Below are 21,084 nucleotides of genomic sequence, written 5' to 3' on the forward strand. Positions count from 1 at the left end.
GGATGCTGTTTTAGAGCATCCTTTTTTTATAGTATTGAATTATTCAGTTGTGTAGATGAACAATGTTTTTTTACCATTATAATCTTTTACTTCTGTTTTTTTCTTGATCTGCGGATAGATTAATGTGCTGGTATCTGTAAATTCATATCCTTCAATAAATACAGGATTATCGGCCGGGATATTATATTGTACATTGATTTCAGATAATGCCATTCTGTCAAAAACATTTTCGCCGTTTTTGAACTTATATTCAGTCACGCCTTTTGTAAAAACAGAACTGTATTTTTTTAAGCTTTGAGGAAGGCTTGATGGAGTATTGTAAACTTTTGAAACCTGCAATAGATTCTTTCTTGTATTGAACAATTCTACCGTCCCAATAACGTTGTCAGCCACTGCAAACTTCACCGCCGGATTTTTTTGCTGCGCAAATAAAGTGGCTGAAGATAATATTAAAAAAGAATAGAGTATTTTTTTCATAATCAGAATATGTAACTGTTAAAAACGTGATAAATATAGTTATTTTTTACAAAATGTGAACGTAATCTTAAATTGTTTTACATTTTATTTATAAATAAAAAGATTTATCCTGATGGATGGTCTGCAGCTTCTTCATTTTTGTCTTTTTTGTCCATCATATCTCTGATCAGGTTTTTCAGCCGCTGAAAAGCAAAAGAACTTAATAATAAAATGATTCCAAGTACGATGAAAGCACTGATTCTTGAAATATTGTCCATTTGCCATACGTCATAACCGTAAAGTTTTAATACCATCAAACCGACAAGCGTAAAACCAATCTTGTGGTATTCCCGGATATTCTTTTTGAGGCCTGTATAAATAAAAATGCTGGCAAGTATTGTCCATATGATAGGAAGATAAAGAATATTGAAATGCTTATCAGCTTCATAAGATTGGGGAATATTATTCGGGATCATCAGTACATAGGTGTGATGCAATTCGCAGCTTGTAAAAATGATAAGTGTTAAAGAAAGAAGCCAGTAAGAGATTTCGCGCTTGTGAAATTCTGAAGACGGAATAATTTTGAAGCATACATAGGTAAAAGGAATCCACTGAAGAAGATGAAGCAGATAAAAACCTGGAGCCAGTTTTTTTGATAAAATTGCTGTCACTACTGATGGAGTAGGAACGGCTATGGTAACAATGATGAGAATGAAAAGAAGGTAAATCAATATATTCTGGATATCATTTCTGATGTTCAGTGGCTTTCTGAGAAGCAATAAGATGAAAATATAAAAGATACTGAATAACAATCCTACGCTGGTGATTGCTGCCCAGTGCATTTCCGAAATATGATAGGTAATCTCAAGAAGAAAAGTAATATAAATAACGCCATAACTTATCACAGTGCTAAGGTCTTCAAAAAAATTGAGGTCTTTATTTTGTGATTCTTTCTCGGTATTCCTTAATAAATATAAATTGATTATTATGGAAACAATGGTAAATGAGCTGGTGATAAACGGAGAATTGAATATAATGGCTAAATCTTTTGTACCAAAATAGGCTGTCCATGTTACAAGTTGGGCAGTTATCACCAATGGAAAAAGGATATAAAAGAAGATTCTGAAAATCTTATGACCGGTTTTTTTCCAGATGAAAAGAAGAAGGGTTGTTTCTATCGCCCAGATACTGGTGATAAGGTGTGTTTTGAACTGAATTGCAACAGCTGCTGTTATAAGGCTGGTAACCAACCCTGCAAATACAGAATAAGCGATTCCAAAGTCCTTTTTTCCATATTCTCTAAAAAACAGAACAGCATTTACTGCTGCAAAGACAAGTGGGAAAATAATTGGTGGTTCATATTTTAGTGTGTTAAAAGTATAGATCAGTCCCAAAATACTCGAAAAATTAGTAAGAACGAGTATAGCAATATCAGAGGAGGAAAGTGCTTTTTTCCTGATATAATCATGTAATGCAAAAATGTAGAAAACAGCATAACTGATCATATAAAAAGTAATATTTAAGAGTTCCGGACTTTTATGGGTCCAATAGAAAAGATAACAGGTTGTAAAAATATAAGCTGTCCATCCGACACTTTTCCAATGCTGAAGGAATGATGCTGCCAGCATTCCGATATTTAAAAGGGTAAGATAAATAAAAAGGAAAAGGTAATTGCTGTGGCCGGTACTGATCATCAAAGGCGCAGTGAATCCTCCTATTAATGAAAATATGATTAATACCTGACTTTTATAGTAATAAGATAGAACAATAGATACTGCCGTTATTAAAACAGTTGTGGCAAATGCTGTATTCTGTGTAAACAGGTGGTATTCACGGAAGGCAATGGTAGCTGTGAAGTAAAGAACAGCGATTCCACCTCCTGTTATAATGGATGAGAAAGTTGTGTAATTTTTTCTGATAAAATACCCTATGATGATGATTCCGGCTCCCGTACAAAAGCCAATTCCTGCTCTTGCAGCTTCTCCGATCCAGTTTTTATCAATGGCATATTTTACAAAATATCCGATTCCCAGAACGAGAGTGAAAATACCAATAATGGTGAGGACATTTTGTTTTAAAAAGTCAAAAACGGGAGTCAGCCGGTCCTTGTCGGCTGGTGTTGGAATTTCTTGATTGTTCTGTATATTTTTATTGGTCTGCTGAGGCTCTGCCTGCTGCTGTATAAAAGTTTTTTCTGTCGGGGTTTTCTTTTGAACTGTCTCAGACTCATCACCAGCCCTGCTGATCTTATCATTAAGATCTGAGATCTCCTTTTCAAGCCTTCTGATTTTAGTATTCAGATTGTTGAAAATGATGAAGATGACAATGAATATTATGACAGCAATGAGTTCATTCATTTCATAGTTTTTATCAAATATAAAGAAATGTTTGATAAGCTATCTAAAAATTAACCCATCACTGTATAGATGATGGGCTAAATGGTATAGATAACTAACAATATGTTTTTCTAGTTGGATACTTTGTAAATGTAGAATGATGTAGTACTTGTTGATAATAATGTTAAGCTAATACCGGGATCAATAAATCCAAAGTTTACTCTATCACCTGCCTGGAAGGAGTATAGCCCATTAATATAACTGTCCGAGATCGTTAAACTAGCCACTAAAAGATTGACACCACTGAAGAGACGGGAGTCTATTAATGCGGTGACACCAGCTCCGGCTCCTCTTGTTCTGGTGATTCCAATACCAGTACCACTACTTAATAAAGAAGCTTGAAGCCCTGTTCCAAAACGGAATGAATATGCTATTGCATATACTCCGTCTGAAGGTATTGTATAAGCTGAAGTAGTATCATTGAATAAAGCTGCACTCCCTATGGTTCTTTCAGCTGCTAGAAAATTAACAGGTTTGAAATCTCCCAATACACCTACGGAAAGGAGACTGATGCCAGTACTTTTTTTTGCAGAATATACGGTAGGATTAGTTCCTGATGCGGCTATTAATAGTGCAGGATCAATTGAAGATACTTCTGAGCTGCCGGTATTGATACCAAGCACCTGGTAGCCACTTAATGCAGGGGCTGCAGGGGTAGTACGGATCTTTGTATTTCCGTTAACATCTAAAGTTGCAGAAGGGGTTGGTGTATTAATACCAACTTGTGAGAATAAAGGTAGGGTTGCACATGCCAACAATAAGCTGTAAAGTTTAGTTTTCATGATCAAGATTTTTAATTAGTTGCTAAGCAAATATACAACAAAAATTATACCCTGCATTGTGAAATCTATAATTTTTACATTAATATGATGTAATATATTTAAACATATGTTTATATTTTGTGTGATTTTATCACATAATTAATTTACGACTTATTATAATTATTTTTTAATTAATTACCTGTTTATAAGGGTTTTAAGAAAATATAATTCTCCCTTAGTAGTGGGTTATTTTAACGGCTGATCAAAGAGGGTAACAAGTAAATATTTTAACAGTCACAATTTTATTTTTTTGGCTTTTGCAAGGTCATAAAAAAGAAAAACACTGCCATGGAGGCAGTGTTTTAAAGGATTTATTGCATTTTTTTCTTAGCTTTCCAGAAGGAATTCCTGATAATTTCCAAGAAAATCAACATTTGCTTTGATTGATTCAAGCTCTTTAAGAGCATTTTCATGTAAGACTTCCTCCCAGGGACCTGCCACATTAATAAAGAAAAAGTAATTTCCCAAGCCGGTCTTTAATGTTCTGGATTCAATTTTGCTGAGGTTCATTTTTCTCCATGCAAAAACAGATAATACCTGATGCAGCCCGCCCGGGTGATCTTCTGGAAGAGTAATCAGCATTCCTGATTTTTCTCCTAAAGATTCAAGACGATCATTCTTATAGGTATTCTGGTGCTTGGAAATAATAATGAACCGGGTATGGTTCTGTTCAAAATCCTGAATATTACGGTTAATAATTTTCAGACCATATAAATTAGCTGCAAATTGGTTGGCTACCGCAGCGATGGAAGTGTCCGGGTTTTCTGAAACAAATTTAGCCGCAGCGGCAGTAGAAGAAAAGTCCTGTTTTGGAATTTCTTTATAATGACTGTCCAGAAAATGAAAGCTCTGTGCAAGAGCCTGCGGATGTGAATAGATTCTTTCAATATTTTCAACCGAATTTTTCGGATGAATCATCAGGTGATGGGCGATGGGCATTACTGCTTCTGCCTCAATTTTAATAGAAGGGGTCTTGTATAAATAATCCAGCGTCATCGAAACTGTTCCCTCAATAGAGTTTTCCAGTGGTACAACTGCTTTTACCGCCTCTCCGTTTTCAACAGCATTAAAACAATCCAGAATACTGGCTTGTGGTAATAACTCTTCATCAGGGAAAAGCTGAGCGGCAGCAAGCTGGGTAAAACTGGCATGAGGCCCCAAAAATGCAATCTTCATAATACTATAATATAAAGGATGAATAAAATAAAGGTACAAAGGTGCGAATTAATTCATAAACAGAGTGTGTGTTGTGACTTTGTTTTGTTGCTGGTTATTTTTGTTTCTTGTTTCCCGACTTTAAATTTAGAACCATAAACCTTAAACTCTCGAATCCTCAAACTCTCAAACTCAGAACCCCTGCTGTCTATTCCTTCCAGTTCTTCTCAATCATTTGCATCAGGAAATCCGGACACTTGATTACTTTGTTGGTTTTTGCATCCAGAAAGAATAGAGTAGTGGATGCTTCTGTTATTTTAATATGCTCCTCATTGTAAATTTCATATTCAAACTCAATCCTTACTCCCGGAATTTTTTTGACACAGGTGTGAATTTCTAATTTTTGATCATACAAAGCCGGCCGGATATATTTAATTTTATACTCTGAAACAGGAAGCCAAATTCCTTGGTTTTCAATTTCATCGTATGAAATTCCTATGCTTCTGAAGAGCTCCACTCTGCCTACTTCGAAGTACTCAGCATAGTTGCCGTAGTATACGTATTTCATGGGGTCTGTTTCTGCGTAACGTACTCGTATTGAGTGTGTTGTGTGTATCATTTTTGGCGTTAAATTATACATACAAATATATTTTTAAATAATCAATAGCTGCAATATTTTTTTTTAAAAAGAAAAAATTGGACCTTTGTCTTCCTTCTAAAAACAGTACAAACAAAGAATAATCAGGGCATAAAAAATGGATGACAATTTAATGATGATATGGCAGAAATGCCTTCAGTTTATGCGTGATAACCTGAACGCAGCTGAAGACAATTCTGACCTTAAAAAACTTGAAAAATCTTTCGATATGTTATTCGATAAGGTTCAGCCGCTTTCATTAGTAGCGAATAACCTTACGCTGATCGTACCGAGCGATTTTTACAAGGAATATATAGAGGACAATTACCTGTCCTTACTTTCTGCTGCCCTGAAGAAAAATATTGGAAAAGGAGTGAAATTATGGTATTCTGTAATGGAAAACAGACCGAAAGGGGAAGAAAAGCCAGTTACCATGAACATCAAGGGACAAAGCGTTCCCACTCCGAAAACACAGGAAACAATGCCACAAGGATTCTCTGCTAATATTGTAAATCCTTTTGTAGTTCCTGGAATAAGAAAAGTAAATATAGATTCTAACCTGAAGCCTGACTATTCATTCGATAGTTATGTAGAGGGGGAAAGCAATAAATTTGCAGCGACTGTAGCCAGATCCATAGCAAAAAGACCCGGAGCAACAGCTTTCAACCCGTTATTTTTATATGGAGGGTATGGAGTTGGAAAAACCCACTTAGGACAGGCTGTAGGGCTTGAAGTAAAAAATCAGTTTCCGGATAAAGTAGTTCTTTATTTATCATCTGAAAAATTTATCCAGCAGTTCATCTCTGCAGCCAAAGCACACAAGCAGACTGAATTTGCCAATTTCTACCAGATGGTAGATGTATTAATCATTGATGATATCCAGTTCTTATCAGGAAAATCAGCGACTCAGGACAGCTTCTTCCATATTTTTGATCACCTGCATCAGAACGGAAAGCAGATTATCCTGACGTCAGATAAAGCGCCTGCAGATATTATGGATATCCAGGACAGAATTGTTTCCCGTTTCAAATGGGGACTTTCTGCAGAAATTAAATCTCCGGACCTGTCTACAAGAAGACAGATCATTGAAGATAAACTAAGCAGAGATGGAATTGTTCTTCCGGGAGATATGCTGGACTTCCTTGCTGCTGAAGCGAAAACGAACGTAAGAGAACTGATCGGGGTGATCAACTCGGTGATCGCTTACTCTACAGTATATAAGAGAGATCTTAGCCTGGAATTACTGAAAGAAACCATCAACAGAATTGCTGCCAACCAGAAAAAAGTTATCAATATTCCTTATATCCAGGAAGTAGTTTGTGACTATTTTGGAATCAAAAAAGAACAGCTGCTTTCAAAAACAAGAAAAAGAGAGATCGCATTACCAAGACAGCTGGCAATGTACTTCTCCAAAGAATTTACCAATTCTACATTTACTAAAATCGGTGAAGAAATGGGAGGAAAAGATCACTCGACGGTAATGTATGCTTGTGATACCATCAAAGACGTATCAAAAATTGATAAAGAAATCAAGAAATACGTCAAAGACCTTACTGAAAGAATCAAACAATAAATAGTGTTAAGCTGAAAAATAAATTGAAATGAAGGATAGTTTTATTCTTCATTTTTTATTTAGTTTTGTCGTGACAAAAGATCCTTTTTAAATAGTGAGCATATGAAAATACTAATGGTTTGTCTGGGAAATATATGCAGAAGTCCTCTGGCAGAAGGAATTATGAAAACAAAAATACCGGATCATTATAGGGTAGATTCAGCAGGCATCATTTCAATGCATGAAGGAGAGCATCCTGATAAAAGAGCCATTAAAACTGCTGCCAATCATCATATTGATATATCTCAACAAAGATCAAGGCCTATTACAAGGAGAGATTTTGAAATCTTTGATAAGATTTACTGCATGGATATTGACGTATTTGAAGATGTCGTTTCTAGAACTAAAAATGAAGGAGAGCGTCAGAAAGTATCTTTGTTTTTAGAAGCATTGGGAGATCATCAAAATGCTGAGGTCCCGGATCCATATTGGGGAGACATGAAAGATTTTGAAAACGTCTTTCAGCTTTTGGACAAAGGGTGCAATGCTATTAAGAACCAAATTCTAAAATACGAATCATGAAAAAACTGCTGTTATTGCTTTTATTAAGCTTTAATTTTTCTTTCTCCCAAACTAAAGATGAAACAGAGATCCGTAAAGTAATGGATGACTTTATGGGATGCATTAAATCCAGAGACGAAGCCAGGTATCTTTCTTTATTCCAGGAGCCTGTACTGTGGACCGGAATTTACAAAGACAGAACGCAGGCTAAGCGTCTGGAGAAAAATCCTAAAGCAGATTACTACTTTGCAGACGACTATAAAGCTTTCATCAGAAGCTTTAAAGATGATAAATCTGAAGAAAAATTTGATAACATTAAGATCATAGAAGACGGATCAATTGCTTCTGCTAATTTTGATTACAGCTTTTGGTATGATGGCAAAATGGAAAACTGGGGAAAGGAGATCTGGACACTGATGAAGATCAACGGAACCTGGAAAATCACCTCGGTTACCTTCTCTATGGATCTGACCAAATATTTCCCACAACCTTCACTTAACGAAAGAACTAAAAAATAATACAATGCTTTTTTTACTCCCTGCTTACTTATCAGAAAATACTTCTATCAACCACTTTTCACCTGTCCTGAAGGACTATATCATGCAGACTGACTACTTCTTTGTAGAAAATGAAAAAACAGCGAGAAAGGTTGTTAAATTTTTTGCTCCTGAAAAAAAGCAGGCTGATCTGAAGTTATTTCTGCTGGATAAATACACAGAAAATGCAGATATTAAAGAAGCTCAGGAACTGATGCTGAAAGGGCAGGACTTCGGACTGCTGTCAGAAGCCGGGCTGCCTTGTATTGCAGATCCCGGAAACCTGATCGTAAAATGGTGTCACGAGAAAAATATCAGAGTGATCCCGATATCTGGGCCATCATCTATTATCCTGGCTTTGATTTCCAGTGGTTTCAACGGGCAGGAATTTACTTTCCATGGCTATCTTCCTATAGATAAAGGAGAGAAAAAGAAACAGATTATGAATCTTGAAAGCCTTGTTCAGAAAACAGGATATTCACAGATTTTCATGGAAACGCCTTACCGGAATAATCAGCTTTTTGAAGATTTGTGCAAATTTTTGTCACCAAATACCAGGCTTTGTATTGCAGCCAATATCAACGATCCGGAACATGAGTTTATCAGGACGAAAACAATTAAAGACTGGCAGAAACAGAAACCGGAACTTCATAAAATTCCTGCAGTATTTGTACTGGGGAAATAGGAGGTATAGGAAAAACATAAATTATTCCTTGTCCTTTCGTTATTCACAATTGGATCTTTTTATATTAAAAAAATATTTAACAGCTCTTAACGCAGCTGTTGCATTATTCTTGATTTTCAATACAGAACTGGAAACAGTATAAATTGTTGATAATGCAGTAAAAATCCGGGCATCGAAGGTGCCCGGATTTTTAATAAATTAATTTTGAACTTTTTTCTTTGATTTCCATTTTCTCCAAAGGAAAACGATCATAGGAATGATCAAAAAGAATGGCCATAGTGAAACGATTCCCAGCAGGAAGCTCACAAAACTGTTCCATCCTTCCGTCAGAGAATCCATAAACCGGCTTCCGAAGCCAATTTTAGAGGTGGCCGAACTTCTCACTTTCTCTTTATATAGGCTTAAATTCAGAGTGCTGTAATTCACCCTGTCATCAATGAAGCGAAGCCTGCCTTCAGCAATGTCTATCTCATCTTCCAGCTCACGGATATTTTCCTGAATTTCCAGCATATCTTTTGTGGTAGCAGCACTTTTGAGCATATTACGGTACTTTTCAAGATAGATTTTTTTGTTGGCCAGCTTTATGGCTACATCAGTATATTCCTCTGTGACATCATCGGAGGAAATATTTTTAGACAAAACAGATCCTACACCATCCGAAAAAGAATTGATCAGTGCATCAAAATTTTTATGAGGTACACGAATGATCAAAGTAAGGTTATCATCCATATCCGTATTTTGAAATTCTTCTTTCTGGATATAAGCATTATTTTTTCTGATGATCTCATTGACCTGATTTTGTGCTTTCTTAATATCACCTACCTGAATCTTCATATCACCGTTTTTGATGATTTTTTTAGAAATCGTATCCGTTTTCTTAGATGTATAGACTTCTTTATTGGAATCATTTCCATCGGAGGCTGTTTTCTCAGAAATAAGAGGTGCCGGGGAAGGTAATGCTGTAATTTTGTCTTCAGGAACAACTTCCATCAGATCAGCTTTTGCTTCATATTTATTATTGCCGGATTTACTGCAGTTGATAAGCAGAATGCAGGATAAAAGGAGAATAATATTTTTCATAGACTTAGTTTCTGATGATATCATCAAAAATTGTGCTTAAAAATTGATCATACTGTAAATGGGTCAGAATTCAGAACAAAAGCTTTTAAAACCGATTGGAAAAATTGCTGAAACTGTAAATTATTTCTATTTTTAATTCATGAAAAAAAGTCTTTTAGCATTCGTATTTTTTCCATTTCTGATGTACGCGCAGGAAGTTCCAAAACTTACAGATGAGATGGCAATGAAGTTATCTGATAAGCCTCTTCACTGTATCAACCAGGAATATCCTAATAAAACTGCACATATTATCAATAATGCAGGTGAAGTTCCTTTAACGCCTAAAGATCTTCACCCCAGCTTTTATGGCTGTTTTGATTGGCATAGCTCTGTTCATGGGCATTGGATGCTGACAAGACTTTTGAAAACAAAACCTAATCTGTCTAGTGCCAAAGAAATTGAAAAAATTCTGGATGAATCATTTCAAAAAGAAAAGCTGCAGACAGAAGCAGATTACTTTACAAAATATCATTTAACCGGAAGCTTTGAAAGAACCTATGGCTGGGCTTGGATTTTAAAGTTGGATGAAGAATTGACCAACTGGGACCACCCGAAAGCCAAAATATGGCATCAGAACCTGAAACCACTTACGGATCAGATCCTGAAGTCCTGGAAAACATATCTTCCAAAGCAAACTTATCCCAACAGAACCGGAGTTCATCCGAATACCGCTTTTGCCATGGCTTTCGCTATAGATTGGGCAAGAGCCAATAAAGATAAAGAGTTTGAAAATCAGCTGATGGAAAAAGCAAAGTACTTTTTCTTAAAAGATCAGAAAACACCTGCCTATCTGGAGCCGGATGGCTCGGATTTCTTTTCCCCGAGTCTGGAAATTGCAGATCTGATGCGAAGAGTGCTTCCTCAAAAAGAATTTGTACAGTGGCTGAACGCTTTCTATGAAAAAAGGAGTCTGGAAAATATTGAAAAAATCCCGGTGGTAAGTGACTTGAGTGATTACCAAACGGTTCATCTGGTAGGATTATCATTTTCCAAAGCATGGTGTATGAAAGGAATTTCAAATGCTCTGCCTGCTAATCATCCATTAAAAAAGACTTTCAGGAAAACGGCAGATGTATTTCTTGCTAACGGATTACCGCTGCTTTTCCAGGGGAATTATGGAGGAGACCATTGGCTGGCAAGTTTTGCAGTATATGCCCTGGAAGATTAGTATCTGACTCCTGTTTTTTTAAGAATAAACCCTAAAAGCCATATTGGTCCTATCAGAAGGAACTGGATATCTTTGAGGAAAGAAGGTTTTTTCCCTTCAATTTTGTGACCTATAAACTGGAAAATCCAGGTAACAACAAATACAGAAAGATAAATGATCCATGACTGTTTCCCTGAACTGATATTGGCAAGGTAAATAAAATGTTCCATGACAAGCATTACAATTAGCATTATCATTGCGATCAAAAAAGAAAGTCTTATATAGAAGAATGTAATCAGAATCATCACAATAAGGCTTATGATACTGATACATCCGAAATAGGAAGTACAAAAATGAGGAGCCGGAACCAGAGACACAAAGCCCAGGATGGTCCAGAAAATCAGAGGGACACAAATCCAGTGAATGAACTTGTTGGTGGCATTTCTATGGCTTTTACTGTATTCGGCAAATAATAGATCAACCTTTCTCATATTGACAGGAAATTGGATTGGCACTAAAATAATAAAATTTTGTAATCACTGGTAAGATTGCTTACATTTGTCTTATGTCTGCCTTAGAAAAGTTCGGAGTTGATATTTTTACGGAACACAACATTTTCGAGCGAATAGCTGTTGGTAAGCCTTTTCGTCCTGATAATCCTGCTTTTATTTTTATTAAATCCGGAACCATAAAACTGCGTCAGCATTTCAGTGATCTGGAAGTTTCTGCCAATATGTTTATGGTAACTGACCCACAGACTATCTATGAAGTGGTGGGAGTGACTGATGATTTTCAGTCGAGAATGATTTCTTATAAAAGGGAATTTATTTCGGCGCTGTCATTGAAATTTAACCGCTTGATTACGTATCGGTATTTCCGGCAGCAGATGAATAAAGGAGTCCCTTTTCCTGAGGATGAAATGGAAGTGGTCTGGAAAAGTGTCAATTTTCTGAAGTATATTCTGGATTCTGAGACCGATATGCTTTATAAGAAAGAGATGGTGGAACACCTTTTCTCTGTTTTCTGCTATCAGATGGCGGGAATCATCTCAAAAGAAGACAACAGTTCCATGAGTCAGATATCCAGACAGGAGGAAATTGTATTTGTATTTCTTACGGACCTTGCCGAGCATCACCTTACAGAAAGAACCGTTGAGTTTTATGCCGAACGGCAGTCAATTACAACCAGACATCTTTCTTCCGTGGTAAAGGCCATCACGGGTAAATCTGCAAGTCAGATCATTGCTTTAATTGTGATCAATGAGGCTAAAGTTCTCTTAAACTCTTCCAATAAACCGGTTTCGGAGGTTTCATCTATCCTCGGATTCAGTGATCAATACTCATTTTCTCACTTTTTTAAGAAGCATCTGGAAGTAAGTCCTACGCAGTACAGACATCAGTTTGAAAACTGAAATCTTACATTTGAACATCTTTTTCCAAAAATCAAACATTTGATTGATTTTGTTGTTGACCTAACTTTGCATCTGTAAAACAAGGTAAAATGACAAAGAAAATAAAAACAGCACTATCTTTTCTGATAGCAGCTTTTCCTGCGCTGTTTTTTTCACAGCAGATCAAACAGATGACCGCAGGTGAGGTGGCGGACCTTGCTGTTCATAATCATCAGCAGCTCAAAGTTTCTGCCCAGAACATTGATATTGCAAAGCAAAATACAAGTGTTGTTAAGCTTCAGAAACTTCCCACAATCACCGCTTCTACAAGCCAGTTCTATTTAGGAGATGCAGTAGCAATTGATAAAGATTTTTCAAATTCCACTAAAATTCCGATGCCGCATTACGGGAGTTCATATGCGGTTCAGGCAACACAGCTGATTTTTAAAGGGGGATTAGTGAATAAGTCTATTGAAATGGCGGGACTTCGGGAGCAGCTTTCCGAGCTTGATCTGGAGAAAAATAAGCAGGACGTTAAATTTTTGGTGATTTCCAATTATCTGGATGTTTATAAAATTATCAACCAGGAAGAGGTATTTCAGAATAACAAAAAACTGGCTCAGGAACGTCTTAAAAATATCCAGAAGTTCTATCAGCAGGGCATGGTAACCAGGAATGAGGTGATTCGCGGGGAATTGGCCATCAAAAATCTTGACCAGGGAATTTTAACCCTTTCAAACAATAAAAAAATCCTTAATTATAATTTAAGTATTGCTCTGGGTTTATCCTCAGACACCGAAATTATTCCAACAGAAAGTTTAGAGAACAAAGAATCGGGAATAGGTATAGATTATTATATGAATCTTGCCCATGAGAGCAATCCGGTACTGAAATCGGCTCAAAAAAATATTGCGGTGGCAGATAAGAATATCGAGATCATCAAAACGGATAATGCCCCTACCGTTGCGGGGTTCGGTGGATATACGCTGCAAAGACCGATCACAACAAGAAATCCTGTTTTGGATATGTATTCAGGAGGCTGGCAGACCGGAGTTTCTTTAAGCTATAATATAGATGCCCTTTATAAAACAAAAGAAAAAGTGAAATTAGGAGTGCTGCAAAAGAATCAGGCGAATGATGCGATGACTCTGGTACAGCAGAATGTGGATATGGGAGTGAATGCAGCTTATACAAAATATCAGGAAGCCATTCAGCAGGCAGACATTCTGAATGACTCCAAAAGACTGGCGGAAGAAAACTATAAGATTACAGAAGCCAAATACCTGAACCAATTGGCTGTACAGGCAGAAATGATTGATGCACAGAACCAGAAACTACAGTCGGAGCTTGATTATGCCAATGCTGAAATCAATGTTTTGTATCAGTATTACAACCTTTTGAAATCTACAGGAACACTTTAATTTAAAACTGAAAATCAACACAATGGAAAACAAGGAACAAACCACTCAAAATACAACACCAAATCCGGCAACATCTGCTGCAGAAAATAAGAAAAAGAAAAATAAAACCAATAAGATCAGAGCGATTATTTCCAATATCGTCGTTTTTCTGGTGATCGGTTTCGGATTATTCTGGTTAATTCGTGAATATTTCCATATCGGAAACAAAACTTATACGGAAGCGGCGCAGGTAGAGGAATTTATCAATCCTATCAATACAAGGGTTTCGGCCTACATCAAAGAAATTAAGTTTATTGAACATCAGCATGTAAAAAAGGGAGATACGCTGGTCATACTGGATGATCGTGAAATTCTTACCCAGCTGGGACAGGCAGAAGCTGCTTATCAGAATGCGATGGCTCAAAAAACAGCTACAAGTTCTTCTGTGAATACAGTTTCCAACAATATCAACGTCATGCAGTCTAATATTGCAGGGGCAAAAGCAAGATTGTGGAATGCAGAGCAGAATTTAAACCGATACAAAAATCTTTTGGCTGCCGAAGCTGTAACCAGACAACAGTATGATCAGGTAAAAACAGAATATGATGCACAAAAGGCTGCTTATGAAACCTTAGTAAATCAAAAGCAGTCTGCGAACCTTTCTACGACCGAGGTGAAAAGCAGACTGGGAATTAATGATGCTGAAATTAAAAGAACGAAATCAGCTCTGGATATGGCGAAAATTAATCTTTCATATACAGTAATTACCGCACCTTACGATGGAGTAATGGGTAGAAGAACTATTTCTGAAGGACAATTGATCCAGCCTGGACAACAGGTTGCCACCATCGTACTGAATGGCCAGAAATGGGTAACAGCCAACTTCCTGGAAAGCCAGATGCCGAATATCAAAGTAGGAGAAAAAATTTCCATGACAGCAGATGCTTTAGGCGGGAAGAAATTCGAAGGCGTAGTAACAGCTGTTTCTGCTGCTACCGGTTCACGATATTCAAGTGTGCCTACAGATAATTCTACCGGAAACTTTATTAAAGTACAGCAGAGAATACCTGTAAGAATAGAGTTTACAGCTTCCAACAAAAAAGAAGATCTGGATAAACTGAGCGCCGGAATGAATATGAATGTGAATATTAATAAAGACTAAAAGAAGGAAGATATCGGATTCCAGACAATATGTGTAAGGAAAGCTTAGGTTGAATGTTGGAAGTCTGCCATCTGATATCTGAAATCTATTACCTAAAAAATCATGTACAACAAAGGATTATATAGTGACTGGGTGCCGAAACCCGTACAGCTGCTGCTGATTGTATTACTGCTTGCTGTGGTAATGCCTATTGGTGGGGTATATACTGGGAATATCAGTTCTCTGGTAAGCGGTACCGGTGCCATGACAGAATATTTTATGTGGGCAAACTACGCTACAACCATTGGGATGGGAGCCTGTATGCCTGTTGTTCTCAGAATCAAAATGAGATTCAAAGTAAGAGACAAGATGGTTTTGCTTCTGGTGCTTTTAGGACTGCTCAGTTATGTGAACGGGACTACCTTACAACCAATGATCTTCATATTTACTTCTTTAATGATAGGCTTTATGAAGATGATGGTCACCATAGAGCTGTTTCTGCCATTAATGGTGATGATTGGAAACCGCGGTGTATTTTATGGCGCTTTCTATACGTTTGTTCTTGTCATGAATCAAGTGGCTACGTATTATGCTGCAGAGTTCGCTCTTCTTTATAACTGGCAGCAGTTTTACCTGTTCACGGCAGTTTTATGTTTTATTTTAGCTTTGATACACTGGATTTTTATGCATAACAAATATTTTGCGTTAAAAGTTCCCCTTCATTATATCGATTGGTTAAGTATTTTGCTTTTCATTTCAACTTTTATGTTTTCGGCTTATGTTTATTCATTTGGAAGACAGCAGGATTGGTTCAACTCAAAGAATATCATGAATGCAAGTATTGCAGCTTTTGTCAGTTTTGCACTGCTTTCCATCCGTCAGTTAACCTTAAAACGGCCATACCTTTCATTCAAAATTTTTACAAAGAATAATGTGCAGCACGGATTATTTATGCTTTTCTGGCTGGGAATGTTTTTAGGAACTGCTTCTATTCAGAATACTTTTGCGGTAGGCGTATTGGGGTATGACCAATTAACCAATACCAGGTTGAGTTTATTGATGATTCCCGGAATTATCCTGGCTGGAGTTCTGGCAATTTTCTGGTTCAAAAAAGAAAAACCATTGAAAATGTATATTTTTTCCGGTTTTGCGGCCATGGTTGGATATGCTATTATCATGTATTTTTCTATGGTACTGGAGTTCAGTTATGACAACTGGTACCTGCCGATGTTCTTAAAAGGCTACGGAATGTGTTCACTGTTTATTTCCGTATGGTTTTATACGCTGGATAAGCTTGAAATGGATGAAATGCTGGCAGCTATCGGACTTGTTCTGGTTTGGAGAACTTTCCTCGCTGTAGGAATCTTTTCAACCCTGTACTCTTGGTTTCAGTACCGTTTTCAGGTAACAGCAATTGGAGATCTTGCTGTTTATATGGACGGAATGACGGTTACTCCTCAGAATGTAGCCGCCAATATGAAAGCCATTCAGCTTAATGCTATTATCATAGCCACCAAAAAGATATTCGGGTATATTATTTTGATAGGGTTGGGAGTATTGATGTATGTTGCTACCCATCATTTTGGCGCAAAACGTTTCCAGTATTTCAGATTTGTGAGAGTTCTTGGCGGTAAATCTGTTATTGCAAGAAGGAGACTTCGTGAAAGAAAAAAATTATTGGAAGAAATAAAAGATGCAGCTGGCCCTGCAGTATAAAAGATAACCTTGTTTTTCACCGTAAAATCCTGGTCCTTGGTTGGGCTGGGATTTTACAATTGCAGCAGGGAGCCGGAGGCTGGAAGTGGCAAGTGATGAAAGGCGCTTTATCGCCTTTGTGTATCTTTATCTCAAAAGAAGTTATATGAATTACAGATCATCATTAACTTCCAGCTCCCTTTTTCCAGTCTCCAGCTTTTTATAAAAGGTGAAAAATTTCATAGTTTCTTATTTTTATTCTTTCTAAATAAGAATTATCTTTGCGGCATTATAAAACGTTGAATAGAAATAATGAAAAAGCAGTATGCGTTCATAGGTCTTTTAGCTTCCGGATTCTTATTTTCCCAGACCGTTAAAGATTCTATAGCCTCTAAAGGTATTGATGATGTGGTAATCGTAGCTTCCAGAAAACCTACAAAAATCTCTGAAGTTCCTGGAACAGTTTGGGTGGTGCAGAAAGAAAAGATTCAGGAACAGGCCAAAAGCGGAGTTCCTATCAAAGAAATGCTGTCAATACTGATTCCCTCGATGGATATTGGCCCGCAGGGAAGAACCAATTATGGACAGAATATGAGAGGGCGTTCAGCTCTTGTGATGATTGACGGAGTTTCTCTGAACAGTATCCGCGCTATAAGCCGCCAGCTGGATGCCATTGATCCTTTTAATATCGAAAGAATTGAAGTGCTTTCAGGAGCGAGTTCAATTTATGGAGGTAACGCTACCGGTGGGATTATCAATATTATTACAAAGACCCCTTCCAAAAAAGGAATCAGTGGTGAAACAGAATTGGGGGTACGTACAGGATTTATGGGAAAAGATGACCATGATTTCCGTGCTGCCCAATCTATCGCGGCAAAAGGAGATAAGTTCTTCGGAAGACTGGGAGTAGCCTATCAGCAGAATGGAGGGGTATACGGAGCAGATCAGAAGCAGCTTTTTACAGATATTACACAAACAGACCTTCAGTATAACCAGTCTATAGACATCCTTGCCACAGGAGGATATCAGTTTAACAATAAACATAAAATAACAGCCTCCGTTCAGTATTACAATTCTAAATTTAACGGTGACAGGAGTTTATTTCTTGGCCAAAACCTGAGTGCTTTCACTGCAAAAAATGCTTCATTGCTCGAAATGAGAGATGGTTTCTCATCCGATAAAAATGTAGGAACAGAGCGTTATATGGCAACGGTAGCTTATAACGGGAACGGAATTTTAGGCGGACAGGATTTATATGTACAATTGGCAACCCGAGGTGAAAAATTAGGATTCTATCCATTTCCGGGGAATGTTACTTTACAGACAGGAAAAATCCCTTACATGTCCTCTTCACAGCAGGATACTTACTATTCCGGAATTAAAGCTTTATTGTCCAAATCATGGCGTGGACTGAATGTAACCTATGGAGCAGACTTTGATTTTGAAAAATTTGAAGGAGCGCAGTCCGTTTATGATATTACGAAGACCATGTCCAGCGGTGGCTTGATTAATGAAACAAAATACAGTCTGGGAAGATATCCTACCAATCATTCACAGAGTTATGCAGGATATGTTCAGGCTAAATACAACATTCTTCCAAAACTACAGTTGAATGCAGGAATCCGTTACCAGCATATCAACGTAAAAATGGATGATTTTGTAGGTTCAGAACAGCAAACACAGGTTGCCATGGGCTATGGAAGTTCAGCATCTGCAATTCCGGGTGGTGAAAGTTCTTATAATGTAACATTGGCCAATGCCGGATTGTTATACAAATTCAATGAGCAGCACCAGGTTTGGGGAACCTTTTCCCAGGGAGCAAGTTTGGCAGATCCAGCTAAATTTTATGGAATCGGTCAGTATAAGCTTGTAGGAACAAACTGGGATGTCATATCCAGTATCAATGTGAAAGAACAGCCTTTACAGGCAATCAAAACGAATCAGTTTGAGGTAGGATATCGTGTCAATAGAGGTGGTCTAAGAGCTCAGATTGCTGGTTTCCTGAGCAATTCTGATAAAACTGTTGCTGTAGATAAAAAGACCTTCCAGATCCTTGTGAATGATTTAAAATTAAGAAACATGGGAATTGAAGCCGAGGTTTCTTATGCCTTAACCAATGGAGTTTATTTCGGGGCCAGCGGACTTTTGATCAAATCTGAGGTAGATAATAAAGGAGAGTGGCAGAAACAGGAGATTTATAATGCTTCTCCTTCAAAATTGGTCACCTATATCGGCTATAATATTAAAAACTGGTCATTCAGATTCCAGTCTCTGCAGAATTTCAAGCAGAAGGACGAGCTTAATAATGTGGTGGAAGGTTACAATACTTCAGACCTGATGATGGGATACCGTTTCAACTGGGGAAAATTCAACTTAGGAATTCAGAACCTTTTTAATACCGATTATCAGACGATATGGAGCAAACGTTCCCAGGTACTGTATTCTACTTACGGACTCCCGGAATTGTTTAATTATAAAGGAAGAGGAAGAACATTCAATCTTTCTTACACTTTTGAATTTTAAAAAATAAGATGAAGGTAAAAATGCCTTGATCTGAAAACATATTGTATTTCAAATCCGGTTTCTGAATCAATCGGAAACCGGATTTTAACTTTAAAAAAATCAGTTATGGCTAAAATTTCAACAGGGCAGATTGTTGCCGAAGTCACCAGAAAAGAATACATTACTGACCATTTTATCAGAGTGTATTTGTACTCACCGGAAGTTCATTTGTTCAAAAATACGATTGTGGGAGATAATAATAAGATCGCAGTTCCTCCGGCTGGTTTGAATGAAATTCATTTCCCTACGCTGGATGAAAATCATCAATGGGTGTATCCGCCTAAAGAAGTCGCTCCATCCATCAGAACTTATACCCACAGAGGAATTGACCTGGAAAAAAATGAACTGATCATCGATTTTGTAGACCATGGAGATGGCGGTCCTGCTTCCAGATGGGTAAGAGAAGCTGAAGCAGGTTCAAAGCTTGGTGTGATGATGCGTCTGGAAGGAAAGGAATTGTATCCGGCGGCTGATTGGTATTTGCTGGCCGGTGATGCTACTGCCATTCCGGTGATCAGCGCTATTCTGGAAACACTTCCTGAAACAGCAAAAGGAATCTGTATTATTGAAGTTCATGGAAAAGAAGACGAACAGCTGCTTGAAACCAAAGCACAGATTGATTTTAAGTGGCTGCACAATGCGCAACCTCAGGTCAGCAGTGAAATTGCCCATGCGGTAAAAAGCATTGAGATCCCTGAAACTTCAAAATTCGGTTACGTTGCCTGTGAGTTTTCAAGTGTAAAAGAAATCCGTACCTATCTGAGAAAAGAGAAAAACTGGACTTCCCAGGAACTATATGCTTATTCTTACTGGAAAGCAGGTGTAGCAGAGAACGAATCTCAGGCGGACAGACATAAGGAGAAGGAATCTATGGAGTAGAAAGCAGGGGTTTTGAGTTTGAGAGTTTGAGAGTTTGAGAGTTTGAGGGTTTGAGATTGGGAGGGTTTGAGAGTTCAAGGTTCAAGGTTCAAGGTTTAAAGTTGTAAGTACACCACACCTCTTACCCCGAAACCCGCACCTCGCAAACCCGTAACATTCAACCAAAAACTTTGAACTTTGAACACTGAACTATTATCTTTGCACTATGAAAGATTTAATGGGCAGAGCGATCTGGGATTATTATAAAAATGACAATCCTGAAGATCTGCAGACTGAAACGTCAATTTCTGAGCTGGATGAACTTCCGGTGGATTATTTATTCAGAGATTTTGAAGAAATGAATGATATTGAGCAGAAAGCACTGCAGTTATCCAACGGAAAAGTTCTGGATATCGGAGCGGGAGCAGGTTCTCACTCTTTATACCTTCAAAATGAAAGAAATCTTGAGGTGACGGCTTTGGATATTTCACCCAAATCAATTGAGGTCTGCAAGCTGAGAGGGATTAAAAAAGCGGTTTGTGAAAATATGCTTGATTTTTCAGGAGAGACTTTTGATACCATTTTACTATTGATGAATGGTACCGGAGTTTTTGAAAGCCTGGCAAAAATAGATACCTATCTTCAGAAACTGCATACTTTATTAAACGACGAAGGACAGATCCTGATCGACAGTACAGATATCCTTTATATGTTTGACCGTGATAAAGATGGTGGAGTATACATTCCTGCAGGTGGCTATTACGGAGAACTGGATTATGTGGTTCATTATAAAGGAGAATCCGAAGAACCGATTACCTGGCTGTATCTTGACTTTAATACTTTGAAGAATGCTGCCACAAATAATGGTTTTAAAATAGAAAGAGTTTTGAAGGATGAAGATTCTTACCTTGCAAAGCTGATCAAGAAATAATTACGACAACAAGTCATTGCGAGCTGAAAGCGGAGCAATCTC

The 21,084-nt window shown here is 37.5% G+C and carries 19 protein-coding genes; 12 read left to right on the forward strand and 7 right to left on the reverse strand.

Annotated elements, in window-relative coordinates:
* Positions 1–39: 39 nt before the first annotated feature.
* The 5 genes from CRS_RS19650 to CRS_RS19670 all read right to left on the reverse strand — a co-directional run bounded on the left by CRS_RS19650 (position 40) and on the right by CRS_RS19670 (position 5,447).
* Entirely contained in the window at positions 40–477 is a 438-nt protein-coding gene (locus CRS_RS19650) for a hypothetical protein (RefSeq protein WP_142725649.1), read from the reverse strand.
* A gap of 104 nt (positions 478–581) precedes the next feature.
* Entirely contained in the window at positions 582–2,813 is a 2,232-nt protein-coding gene (locus CRS_RS19655) for a DUF2339 domain-containing protein (RefSeq protein ID WP_142725650.1), read from the reverse strand.
* Between the two features lie 110 nt (positions 2,814–2,923).
* Positions 2,924–3,634 (reverse strand): hypothetical protein, encoded by a 711-nt coding sequence (locus tag CRS_RS19660; RefSeq protein WP_142725651.1) that lies wholly within the window; start codon positions 3,632–3,634, stop codon positions 2,924–2,926.
* Between the two features lie 366 nt (positions 3,635–4,000).
* The gene (pheA, locus tag CRS_RS19665; RefSeq protein ID WP_142725652.1) at positions 4,001–4,849 is read right to left on the reverse strand and encodes a prephenate dehydratase; all 849 of its coding nucleotides are present in this window, start codon (positions 4,847–4,849) and stop codon (positions 4,001–4,003) included.
* A 187-nt stretch (positions 4,850–5,036) separates the two neighbouring features.
* Positions 5,037–5,447: a thioesterase family protein gene (locus CRS_RS19670; protein WP_142725653.1), complete on the reverse strand. Its 411-nt coding sequence runs from the start codon at positions 5,445–5,447 to the stop codon at positions 5,037–5,039.
* Between the two features lie 136 nt (positions 5,448–5,583).
* Here CRS_RS19670 and dnaA point away from each other — a divergent pair, with 136 nt between their 5' ends.
* From dnaA to CRS_RS19690, 4 genes are all read left to right on the forward strand, one after another.
* Entirely contained in the window at positions 5,584–7,038 is a 1,455-nt protein-coding gene (gene dnaA / locus CRS_RS19675) for a chromosomal replication initiator protein DnaA (RefSeq protein WP_002980474.1), read from the forward strand.
* A gap of 102 nt (positions 7,039–7,140) precedes the next feature.
* Positions 7,141–7,599 (forward strand): low molecular weight protein-tyrosine-phosphatase, encoded by a 459-nt coding sequence (locus CRS_RS19680; RefSeq protein ID WP_142725654.1) that lies wholly within the window; start codon positions 7,141–7,143, stop codon positions 7,597–7,599.
* Complete coding sequence (locus tag CRS_RS19685; protein WP_142725655.1) at positions 7,596–8,096, forward strand: nuclear transport factor 2 family protein; 501 nt, start codon at positions 7,596–7,598, stop codon at positions 8,094–8,096. The genes CRS_RS19680 and CRS_RS19685 overlap by 4 nt, the downstream gene beginning before the upstream one ends.
* Before the next feature lie 4 nt (positions 8,097–8,100).
* On the forward strand, positions 8,101–8,799 hold the full coding sequence (locus CRS_RS19690) for an SAM-dependent methyltransferase (protein ID WP_142725656.1): 699 nt from the start codon (positions 8,101–8,103) through the stop codon (positions 8,797–8,799).
* Positions 8,800–8,997: 198 nt separating this feature from the next.
* On the opposite strand, the gene CRS_RS19695 is transcribed toward CRS_RS19690, so the two are convergent.
* Positions 8,998–9,879 carry a DUF4349 domain-containing protein gene (locus tag CRS_RS19695; RefSeq protein WP_228451303.1) on the reverse strand — a complete coding sequence of 294 codons (882 nt, stop codon included), beginning with the start codon at positions 9,877–9,879 and terminating at the stop codon, positions 8,998–9,000.
* A gap of 139 nt (positions 9,880–10,018) precedes the next feature.
* Between CRS_RS19695 and CRS_RS19700 the strand changes: the two genes are divergently transcribed.
* Positions 10,019–11,086 carry a DUF2891 domain-containing protein gene (locus CRS_RS19700; protein ID WP_142725658.1) on the forward strand — a complete coding sequence of 356 codons (1,068 nt, stop codon included), beginning with the start codon at positions 10,019–10,021 and terminating at the stop codon, positions 11,084–11,086.
* Here CRS_RS19700 and CRS_RS19705 read toward each other — a convergent pair.
* Positions 11,083–11,556, reverse strand: coding sequence for a DUF962 domain-containing protein (locus tag CRS_RS19705; RefSeq protein WP_142725659.1), 474 nt, complete (start codon positions 11,554–11,556; stop codon positions 11,083–11,085). The genes CRS_RS19700 and CRS_RS19705 overlap by 4 nt on opposite strands.
* A gap of 74 nt (positions 11,557–11,630) precedes the next feature.
* Between CRS_RS19705 and CRS_RS19710 the strand changes: the two genes are divergently transcribed.
* The 7 genes from CRS_RS19710 to CRS_RS19740 all read left to right on the forward strand — a co-directional run bounded on the left by CRS_RS19710 (position 11,631) and on the right by CRS_RS19740 (position 21,042).
* Positions 11,631–12,476, forward strand: a complete 846-nt coding sequence (locus tag CRS_RS19710; protein ID WP_142725660.1) for an AraC family transcriptional regulator — start codon at positions 11,631–11,633, stop codon at positions 12,474–12,476.
* Between the two features lie 89 nt (positions 12,477–12,565).
* On the forward strand, positions 12,566–13,876 hold the full coding sequence (locus tag CRS_RS19715; protein WP_142725661.1) for a TolC family protein: 1,311 nt from the start codon (positions 12,566–12,568) through the stop codon (positions 13,874–13,876).
* Between the two features lie 22 nt (positions 13,877–13,898).
* A complete protein-coding gene (locus tag CRS_RS19720) occupies positions 13,899–15,017 on the forward strand; it encodes an HlyD family secretion protein (RefSeq protein ID WP_142725662.1) in 1,119 nt (372 codons plus the stop codon).
* A 102-nt stretch (positions 15,018–15,119) separates the two neighbouring features.
* A complete protein-coding gene (locus CRS_RS19725) occupies positions 15,120–16,712 on the forward strand; it encodes an MFS transporter (protein ID WP_142725663.1) in 1,593 nt (530 codons plus the stop codon).
* A gap of 291 nt (positions 16,713–17,003) precedes the next feature.
* Positions 17,004–19,214: a TonB-dependent receptor gene (locus CRS_RS19730; RefSeq protein ID WP_142725664.1), complete on the forward strand. Its 2,211-nt coding sequence runs from the start codon at positions 17,004–17,006 to the stop codon at positions 19,212–19,214.
* A gap of 105 nt (positions 19,215–19,319) precedes the next feature.
* Positions 19,320–20,132, forward strand: a complete 813-nt coding sequence (locus CRS_RS19735) for a siderophore-interacting protein (protein WP_142725665.1) — start codon at positions 19,320–19,322, stop codon at positions 20,130–20,132.
* Positions 20,133–20,337: 205 nt separating this feature from the next.
* Complete coding sequence (locus CRS_RS19740; protein ID WP_142725666.1) at positions 20,338–21,042, forward strand: bifunctional 2-polyprenyl-6-hydroxyphenol methylase/3-demethylubiquinol 3-O-methyltransferase UbiG; 705 nt, start codon at positions 20,338–20,340, stop codon at positions 21,040–21,042.
* Positions 21,043–21,084: the final 42 nt, after the last annotated feature.

This window comes from Chryseobacterium sp. ON_d1 (assembly GCF_006829085.1).
Taxonomy (GTDB): Bacteria; Bacteroidota; Bacteroidia; order Flavobacteriales; family Weeksellaceae; genus Chryseobacterium.

Excerpts from the sequence above, each read along its gene's own strand:
- CRS_RS19670 (WP_142725653.1), bottom strand. The coding sequence starts at position 5,447 with ATGATACACACAACACACTCAATACGAGTACGTTACGCAGAAACAGAC.
- CRS_RS19685 (WP_142725655.1), top strand. The coding sequence starts at position 7,596 with ATGAAAAAACTGCTGTTATTGCTTTTATTAAGCTTTAATTTTTCTTTC.
- pheA (WP_142725652.1), bottom strand. The coding sequence starts at position 4,849 with ATGAAGATTGCATTTTTGGGGCCTCATGCCAGTTTTACCCAGCTTGCT.
- CRS_RS19730 (WP_142725664.1), top strand. The coding sequence starts at position 17,004 with ATGAAAAAGCAGTATGCGTTCATAGGTCTTTTAGCTTCCGGATTCTTA.
- CRS_RS19680 (WP_142725654.1), top strand. The coding sequence starts at position 7,141 with ATGAAAATACTAATGGTTTGTCTGGGAAATATATGCAGAAGTCCTCTG.
- CRS_RS19695 (WP_228451303.1), bottom strand. The coding sequence starts at position 9,879 with ATGAAAAATATTATTCTCCTTTTATCCTGCATTCTGCTTATCAACTGC.
- CRS_RS19710 (WP_142725660.1), top strand. The coding sequence starts at position 11,631 with ATGTCTGCCTTAGAAAAGTTCGGAGTTGATATTTTTACGGAACACAAC.
- CRS_RS19690 (WP_142725656.1), top strand. The coding sequence starts at position 8,101 with ATGCTTTTTTTACTCCCTGCTTACTTATCAGAAAATACTTCTATCAAC.
- CRS_RS19655 (WP_142725650.1), bottom strand. The coding sequence starts at position 2,813 with ATGAATGAACTCATTGCTGTCATAATATTCATTGTCATCTTCATCATT.
- CRS_RS19650 (WP_142725649.1), bottom strand. The coding sequence starts at position 477 with ATGAAAAAAATACTCTATTCTTTTTTAATATTATCTTCAGCCACTTTA.
- CRS_RS19735 (WP_142725665.1), top strand. The coding sequence starts at position 19,320 with ATGGCTAAAATTTCAACAGGGCAGATTGTTGCCGAAGTCACCAGAAAA.
- CRS_RS19740 (WP_142725666.1), top strand. The coding sequence starts at position 20,338 with ATGAAAGATTTAATGGGCAGAGCGATCTGGGATTATTATAAAAATGAC.
- CRS_RS19725 (WP_142725663.1), top strand. The coding sequence starts at position 15,120 with ATGTACAACAAAGGATTATATAGTGACTGGGTGCCGAAACCCGTACAG.
- dnaA (WP_002980474.1), top strand. The coding sequence starts at position 5,584 with ATGGATGACAATTTAATGATGATATGGCAGAAATGCCTTCAGTTTATG.
- CRS_RS19715 (WP_142725661.1), top strand. The coding sequence starts at position 12,566 with ATGACAAAGAAAATAAAAACAGCACTATCTTTTCTGATAGCAGCTTTT.
- CRS_RS19720 (WP_142725662.1), top strand. The coding sequence starts at position 13,899 with ATGGAAAACAAGGAACAAACCACTCAAAATACAACACCAAATCCGGCA.
- CRS_RS19700 (WP_142725658.1), top strand. The coding sequence starts at position 10,019 with ATGAAAAAAAGTCTTTTAGCATTCGTATTTTTTCCATTTCTGATGTAC.
- CRS_RS19705 (WP_142725659.1), bottom strand. The coding sequence starts at position 11,556 with ATGAGAAAGGTTGATCTATTATTTGCCGAATACAGTAAAAGCCATAGA.
- CRS_RS19660 (WP_142725651.1), bottom strand. The coding sequence starts at position 3,634 with ATGAAAACTAAACTTTACAGCTTATTGTTGGCATGTGCAACCCTACCT.